This window comes from Aeromonas sp. s11, assembly GCF_040907945.1.
Lineage (GTDB): Bacteria > Pseudomonadota > Gammaproteobacteria > Enterobacterales > Aeromonadaceae > Aeromonas > Aeromonas veronii.
In genome coordinates this window covers 79,567-87,311 of sequence record NZ_JBFOCU010000039.1, presented here as the reverse complement: position 1 = coordinate 87,311, position 7,745 = coordinate 79,567, and the positions used below count along the sequence as shown (strand labels likewise).

General features: G+C 59.3%; 7 protein-coding genes. 4 read left to right on the top strand and 3 right to left on the bottom strand.

Going from position 1 to position 7,745, the window contains the following annotated elements:
• Both AB5Y84_RS11330 and ompA read left to right on the top strand, forming a co-directional pair.
• The coding region (locus tag AB5Y84_RS11330; RefSeq protein ID WP_368176961.1) for an IS3 family transposase at positions 1-551 on the top strand (551 nt) is incomplete at its 5' end.
• Positions 552-849: 298 nt separating this feature from the next.
• Positions 850-1,848 (top strand): porin OmpA, encoded by a 999-nt coding sequence (gene ompA, locus AB5Y84_RS11325; RefSeq protein ID WP_263084379.1) that lies wholly within the window; start codon positions 850-852, stop codon positions 1,846-1,848.
• 97 nt (positions 1,849-1,945) lie between these two features.
• On the opposite strand, the gene AB5Y84_RS11320 is transcribed toward ompA, so the two are convergent.
• On the bottom strand, positions 1,946-3,640 hold the full coding sequence (locus AB5Y84_RS11320) for an NAD-dependent malic enzyme (protein ID WP_005338379.1): 1,695 nt from the start codon (positions 3,638-3,640) through the stop codon (positions 1,946-1,948).
• A 69-nt stretch (positions 3,641-3,709) separates the two neighbouring features.
• Positions 3,710-4,567 (bottom strand): helix-turn-helix transcriptional regulator, encoded by an 858-nt coding sequence (locus AB5Y84_RS11315; protein ID WP_368176960.1) that lies wholly within the window; start codon positions 4,565-4,567, stop codon positions 3,710-3,712.
• 120 nt (positions 4,568-4,687) lie between these two features.
• Here AB5Y84_RS11315 and AB5Y84_RS11310 point away from each other — a divergent pair, with 120 nt between their 5' ends.
• Both AB5Y84_RS11310 and AB5Y84_RS11305 read left to right on the top strand, forming a co-directional pair.
• Complete coding sequence (locus tag AB5Y84_RS11310; protein ID WP_368176959.1) at positions 4,688-6,067, top strand: MATE family efflux transporter; 1,380 nt, start codon at positions 4,688-4,690, stop codon at positions 6,065-6,067.
• 123 nt (positions 6,068-6,190) lie between these two features.
• Positions 6,191-6,439, top strand: coding sequence for a YciN family protein (locus AB5Y84_RS11305; RefSeq protein ID WP_005338382.1), 249 nt, complete (start codon positions 6,191-6,193; stop codon positions 6,437-6,439).
• Between the two features lie 33 nt (positions 6,440-6,472).
• Here the strand turns inward: AB5Y84_RS11305 and AB5Y84_RS11300 are convergent, their stop codons facing one another.
• The gene (locus AB5Y84_RS11300; protein WP_368176958.1) at positions 6,473-7,594 is read right to left on the bottom strand and encodes a GGDEF domain-containing protein; all 1,122 of its coding nucleotides are present in this window, start codon (positions 7,592-7,594) and stop codon (positions 6,473-6,475) included.
• Positions 7,595-7,745 lie beyond the last annotated feature (151 nt).

Here is a 7,745-nt window from a genome sequence, read left to right as displayed (position 1 = left end):
CCACCCACAGTTTTCACCGTTTCTACCGCCATCCCAACTTGCTCAAGGCGGGGCCAGAGCAGGTCACACCGGTGGCCCCGGAGCAGGTCTGGGTCACTGATATCACCTATCTGCCAGCCAGGAGCGGACCGCTGTACCTGAGCCTGGTGACGGATGCGTACTCACGCAAGATAGTGGGCCATCACGTGCACGAAGGGATGCACGCCGAATCGGTGGCGATGGCGTTCAAGAAAGCACTGAAGCAACGGCGTGGCGGCGGTGAACTCATCCATCACTCGGACCGCGGCGTGCAGTATTGCTCTGTGCTGTATCAGTCATTACATGAACGGTACGGGGTGAAATGCTCGATGACGGATGGGTATGACTGTTACCAGAATGCGTTGGCGGAGCGGGTGAACGGGATTTTGAAAGGAGAGTTATTGTTGCAAAGCCCGCAGGATTTGAAGCAAGCGCGGGAAATGGTGCGTGAAGCAGTGGATATTTACAACGCGGAGCGGCCGCATCATGCGTTGAAATACAGAACCCCCGATGCAGTACATAGGGGGTTCTGAGTAGAGAAATGCTAGTTGAAAATGTGTAAACCTATTTCAGGACTAGATATATAGCTCTCGCTTGAACCCCTCACTCCCGCCTCCCTGCCCTTGCCTGCCCCGTCTCGAAAGCATAAAGTAGTTGCGCCTGTAAGGTATTGGATAAGCACTAAAAAGCGCTTCTTGTCCGGTCTGTTGTCCATGACGCCACTGCATCATGAGAGTCCAGAGCCTTCGCTATCCACTTTGCTGGCGATTTTTCGCAGCAATAACAATAAGTGCATTGCCCGACATGGGCTAACACAACGAGGATAAACCGATGAAACTCAAAATGGCTCCTACCCTGATTGCACTGGCGCTCGCCGCCGCAGGCACCACAGCTCAGGCTGCCGATGACTGGTACACCGGTGTTGGTGCAGGTTGGGCATATGCCCACGGTCTGGATGATTTTGGCAAAGACACTGACAAAGATGCCACCGCGCTGAGCCTGTTCGGCGGTTACAACTTCAACGACTACTACGCAGCTGAGCTGGGCTACCTCTACGCCGGTAAAGCGGGCGTTGACGGTGCAGATTTCAAAACCCAGGGTGCCACCCTCTCCGGTATCGCCCGCCTGCCGCTGGGCGACATCTTCTCGGTGTTTGCTGAAGGTGGTGCCTACTTCAATCACGTCAACGGCAATGGCAACAGCGACAACGGCACTGCGCCGCTGGCGGGCCTAGGTCTGACTGCCAAGCTCTCCGACCTTATAGATGTGCAAGCACGCTACCGCTATCTGTGGAATCTGGGTGACGAGCAGAAAACCTGGGAGAGCGATATGAGCGTCGCGACCCTGGAGCTGGTGATGCACCCGAACCGTACCTCTTATGTTGCCCCGGTTGCCGCCCCTGCGCCTGAGCCGGTTCCCGAGCCGGTACTGGTCGACAAGAACTTCGCCCTGAGCTCTGACGTGCTGTTTGCCTTTGGCAAATCCACCCTCAAGCCAGAAGGTGTCGCAGCGCTGAATACGCTGTATCAGCAGATCGTTGATGTTCAGCCGAAAGATGGCAGCGCCGTGGTCGTCGGTTACACCGACCGTATCGGTTCTGATGCCTACAACCAGAAACTCTCCGAAGCGCGTGCCCGTACCGTAGCCGACTTCCTGGTTGGCAAAGGTCTGCCGGCTGGCAAAGTTGCCATCGAAGGTCGTGGTGAAGCCAATCCGGTCACCGGCACCCAGTGCAACAGCGTCAAGGGCAAGGCTCAGCTGATCTCCTGCCTGGCGCCGGATCGCCGCGTAGAAGTGCGCGTCACCGGCGTGCAGCAAGTGACCCAGTAACCACGTCTGACAACACTAAGGGGATGAAGCTGCATCCCCTCAGGATGCAAAAAGGGATGCCGAGGCATCCCTTTTGCTTTGCGTCTTTTCGCAGAAATCAGAACGAGGTGCGGCGGTAGCGGCGATACTCCGGATGCCAGAAGTTGGCGTCGATGGCCTGATCGATCACCTCGTCCGGGGTCTGCACCGCCTTGCCCTGCAGCATGGCGGTCTTGGCCACCATCTTGGCGATGTAGCGGGAGACCTGATGGATATCCGCCAGATCCGGCAGCAGGGAGCCCTCCTCCCCTTTCACCAGCGGCGAACACTCCGCCAGCGCACGGCTGGCCGACATCAGCATGGCATCGGTCACCCGGGTGGCGCCGGAGGCGATGACGCCAAGGCCAATCCCCGGGAAGATGAAGGAGTTGTTGCACTGGGCGATGACGTAGCGCTTACCCTTGTGCTCCACCGGTGCAAACGGACTGCCGGTGGCCACCAGCGCCTGACCGTCGGTCCAGCGGATAAGGTCTGCCGGCGTCGCCTCGACCCGTGAGGTAGGGTTGGAGAGCGGGAAGATGATGGGACGGGCACAGTGCTTGTGCATGGTCTTGACCACCTCTTCGGTAAACAGCCCCGGCTGGCCGGAGACCCCGATCAGGATGTCCGGGCGGCCGTGCTCCATCACCTCCAGCAGGGAGATGTTGTCACCCACCGGCCAGTCGGCGATGCGCTCCACCGGTTGGGAGAGACGGCGCTGGAAGTCGAGCTGGTTGGGGATCTTGTCGGTGATAAGACCGAAGCGGTCCACCATAAATACCCGGCTGCGGGCCTGGGCATCGGTCAGCCCTTCGGCCTTCATCTGCGCCACGATCTGCTCGGCAATGCCGCAACCGGCGCTGCCCGCCCCGAGGAAGGCAACCCGCTTCTCGGAGAGCTTGGCGCCGGAGGCCTTGCAGGCGGCGATCAGGCTGCCCAGGGTCACGGCAGCAGTACCCTGAATATCGTCGTTGAAGCAGCAGAGCTCGTTCTTGTAGCGGTTGAGCAGTGGCATGGCGTTGTTCTGGGCGAAATCCTCAAACTGCAGCAGGATGTCGGGCCAGCGGCGCTTGACCGCCTGAATGAAGGCATCGACAAACTCGGCGTACTCATCTCCCGAGATACGCGGATTGCGCCACCCCATATAGAAGGGGTCATTCAGCAGTTGCTGGTTGTTGGTGCCGACATCCAGCACCACCGGCAGGCAGTAGGCGGGCGAGATGCCACCACAGGCGGTGTAGAGGGAGAGCTTGCCGATGGGAATGCCCATGCCGCCGATCCCCTGGTCACCCAGACCCAGGATCCGTTCGCCATCGGTCACCACGATCACTTTGACGTTCTGCTTGGTGGCGTTTTGCAGCATGTCATCGATCCTGTCCTTGTCCGGATAGGAGATAAACAGGCCACGGGCGCGGCGATAGATGTTGGAAAACTCCTCGCACGCCTTGCCCACCGTCGGGGTGTAGATGATGGGCAGCATCTCGGTCAGGTGGTTGTGCAGCAGACGGTAGAACAGTGTCTCGTTGGTATCCTGGATGTTGCGCAGATAGATGTGCTTGTCCATGTCGTTGCCAAACGCCATGAACTGGCGATAGGCGCGCTCGGCCTGCTCCTCGATGGTCTCGATATTCTGGGGCAACAGACCTTCGAGGTTGAAGTTGCTGCGCTCTTCGCTGGTGAAGGCGCTGCCCTTGTTGAGCAAAGGGGTCTCCAGCAGGGCGGGACCGGCGTAGGGAATGTAGAGAGGACGTTTCTGGTTATTATCTTCAAACATGGATCTTGGTACCTAAACGGTTAGCTAGACGCAGGGACCCGCCGATCCTAGGGGCTTGTCTCATTAATTTCAAAGAGTTTGCACATCCGTTGCAAAAGGTTTGCGACCCAGTCGACGAAAGGCGCCGGGGGTCTGACCAGTCAGACGACGAAAGCGGTTGGCAAAGTTGGCCCCATCGCTGTAACCGACCCGGGCCGCCAGCTCGCCAAGTGGCCAGTTGGTATAGAGCAGCAGCTGGCGCGCCTTGTTCATTCTGAGCTCGGTCACCCTCGCCATCGGCCCCATACCGAACGCTTGCTGGCAGAGGCGATGCAGATGGGGCACCGAGCAGGCCATCTGCCGGGCCAGCAGGGCGACACTCCAGGGTTCGTCCAGGCGCGCCTCCACCCGGCGAAACAGTGCCTGTAATCTGAGTTCAGGGGTGCCGCGCACCTCCCCTTGCAGGGTGCGCTCCAGCAGCGCCAGCAACAGGCTGAGCAGTTGGGGTTGCAGCGGGGAGCGAACCCCTTCCCCCTGCATCAGGCTGAGCAGATGGTAGAGCTGATCGCCGCCATCCCCTTGCCAGATACGGTGGCCAAGGCGGTGCAGATGCTGCCAGCGCGGCACGTCATCGAGCAAAATCCAGCTGATCTGCCAGCTTTCGCCAATCAGCTTGAGACCACCGGGGACGGCGGCGGGCAGGAAAATCTGTGACCCGGCCGGAATGGCTTGCTCCCCCTCGTCGGTGAGCAGCGCGCCACCCTCATCGTGACTCACCATCAGGATGTGAAACTCGGGGCGATTGCGGCGAATGAGGTAGTGATCCCGCACCCGGGAGAGGCCGGTCAGGAAGATCCCCGCCTCGCCGAGCAGGGGCAGCCCTTCACGTCCCAGCATCTGCTCTTCACAGGCTGGCGCTATCTCCAGACACTCGCTGGCAAATGGCATAACACCTCAACAGGATATTTTTACACAAGAAAGTCGAGAACTGCTCACAGTGAGAAGAGCCTCGTCAGCCCCTATCATACCCCTGACAAACCTTGCTTTTCTCATACCCGGTTAACAACTATGAATTATTGGCAAGCGATTTTAAAACAAACCACCGATCGCGAGTTCATGACCCGATTGTGGCGGCTGGCTCTGCCTGTCTCGCTGCAATCCATGATGTTCTCCCTGCTCGGCCTCATCGACATCATGATGGTGAGCCAGCTTGGCACCACGGCTGTGGCGGCGGTCGGCTTGGGTAACCGGGTCTTCTTCTTCAATCTGCTGGTGATAGCGGGCCTCGCGGGCGGGGTCTCGGTATTGGCAGCACAATACTTCGGGCGCGGGGAGATGGCCGGGGTGCGCCGCTCCCTGGCGCTGGCCATAGTGGGCGCTCTGCTGGTCACCCTGCCCTTTGCCTTCATCTATGTGTTATCACCGGGCAGCGTACTGGGTTTTGCCAGTCAGGATCCGGCGCTGCGGGCACTGGCGGATCAATTCTTGATGATCACCGGCGCCACCATCCTCTGTACCGCCATCGTGGTGCCGCTGGAATCAGCCCTGCGCTCGGTCGGCAATGCCGCCGCGCCGACCCGCATCGGCATTATCGCTATCATCGCCAACGTCATCCTCAACTACGCCCTCATCTTCGGTCACTTCGGCTTCGAGGCGATGGGAGTGGCCGGTTCGGCCTGGGGCACCACCATTTCCCGGCTGCTGCAGACAGCCCTGCTGCTGCTCTACGTAAAGCGTTATGAAGCGCGCCTGATCCCGCGCGCACCAGACTGGCTAGCCGCCTTCAAGCGCAAGGAGGTGGTGCGCTTTACCCTGATCGCCCTGCCGCTGCTGTTTCATGACGGCCTCTGGGCCTTCGGCATGCTGATTTACGGCTTTCTCTACGCCCATCTTGGCACTGACTCGCTGGCCATCATGACCACCCTCGGCACCCTGGAGAGCATCCTGATCTCCCTCTTCTTCGGACTGGCGGTGGCCTGCTCCACCCTGCTCGGCCACCGGCTCGGGGCCGAGGAGTACGAGGTCGCCTGGCAGCACTCCCAGCTGTTCCTGCTGCTGGCACCGATTGGCGCGCTACTGGTGGGGAGCATCGTCTGGCTGCTGCAAGCCAACCTGTTGCAGTGGGTCGGCAACCTGCCCCCCGAGCTGATGATGGAAGCGGGTCAGGTGCTCGGCATTATGTGTCTCGGGATGCTGCTCAAGGTGTTCAACATGGTGGGGATCATCGGGGTGCTGCGCTCTGGCGGTGATGTGAACTACAGCATCTTTATCGACATCGTCGGCATGTGGTGCATCGGCATCCCGCTCGCCTGGGTGGCGGTCACGCTGCTCGGCTGGCCCCTCTCCTGGGTGGTGGCAGTGGTCTTGCTGGAGGAGCTCAGCAAGGTGTTGCTGGTGCAGCGCCGTATTCGCCAGCGCTGCTGGTTGAAGAATCTGGTGATCGGATAAACAGCCACAAATCGGGGTCATATCAATGACAGAAAAACCCTGTTTGCAGTATGCTGGGCGCCTCTTCAATCAGAGACAGGGATCCACGGTTTCCCTGTCCAGTAGTCGTTTAAGGAGACGAGCATGCAACCACAGAAAGAGCTGATCACCGAGACGGCCCTGCTTGAGATGGCCAACAAGATCATCAAAGAGCATGAAGACTTCATCCACGGTATGCGCGCCGATTCGGTGGAGCAGAAGGGGGATATTCTGGTGTTCAAGGGGGAGTATTTCCTGGCCGAAGATGGTACCCCGACCGGCAAGACCATGGCGGTCTTCAACATGTTCAAGCTTCTGGCTCAGCAGCTCTCCGGCAAGTACAAGCTGGCCTGATCTCGCCAGCTCATTGCCAACAGGATGCCGCCCTCAGGCGGCATCTGTTTTTGCGCGGTTCTGCCCCTCGACCACCACGCAGTTGCGTCCCGCCATCTTGGCCTGATAGAGACACTCGTCGGCACGGTTGATCAGAATATCGATGGTGTCATCACAACGGGCCATGGCAATCCCGATACTCACCGTCACCTCCAGCAATTCGTCCGAGGTGGGACTCTTCACTAGACGCGCCTCGACAGCAATGCGCAGCCGCTCGGCCATTTTGCTCGCCAGCGCCGGATCGGCGCAGTTGTGCATCAGGATGGCAAACTCTTCGCCGCCATAGCGCCCCAGCACCATATCAGGCTCCAGCTGCTCCCCCAGGGTGGTCGCCACCTCCTTGAGCACCGCATCCCCCGCCAGATGGCCGTAGATATCGTTGATCCGCTTGAAGCGATCGAGATCCAGCAGCATCACCGCAAAGGGCTTCTTCTTGAGTTGCAGCCGGATTCTGGCCTGCTCCAGCTGCTTCATCAGCAGGCGGCGGTTCATCATGCCGGTCAGCTCATCGGTGGTCGATTCCCGATAGAGCCGCAGCAGCATATTGAGCTGGCCGCACTGCACCCAGCAACTGGCCATGGTAAACATGCCGAGCACCCACACCTGATTCAGGGTGGCCTGACTCCAGATGCTCTGGCCCACCAGCAGCCAGTGGCCCAGCAGCATGGTCACCAGTACCACGCCTGCCAGTTGCAAGCCGAGGGAGAGGGGGATGGGGAAGATGGCAAACAGGGTGATCAGCAGATAGGGAAAGGCCGCATAGCCCGCCTGCAACTCCTGTCCGGCGCCAAAGCTGTTCAGGCAAACGAGGGAGAAGAGCATCATCACGGCCATCAGGTAGCCAAGGGCCAGCTTCATTCGCTCTCGCTTGAAGTGGATGAGGTACGAGAGCGGAATAAGTGGCGAGAGCGCCAGGGTGCAGAAGATCCTGGCCTGAAACAGCTGCTCGAAATGAACGGCGGGCAAGGTCAACCAATCCACCACGGCCCAGGCGGGCAATCCAAGCATCAGCAAGCAGGTCAGCAGGCGCAAACGCACCGTCATAAAGCCCATGCGAGTACGAGTAAAGTCTTCGGAGTGAACCCTCGCACTCCAGAACTCTGACAACTTGAGCATCCAGAGTCTCCATGATGAATACTGAGGGCTCATTCTACACCTACAAAGTGGTAAAATTGTCATTAGCGGGGAGAATAAAAAGGAGAGGTCGGTCACACAAACCGACAGATGATAATCGCAGCGCGCAAACGTTTCAACCCATCAAAAAATA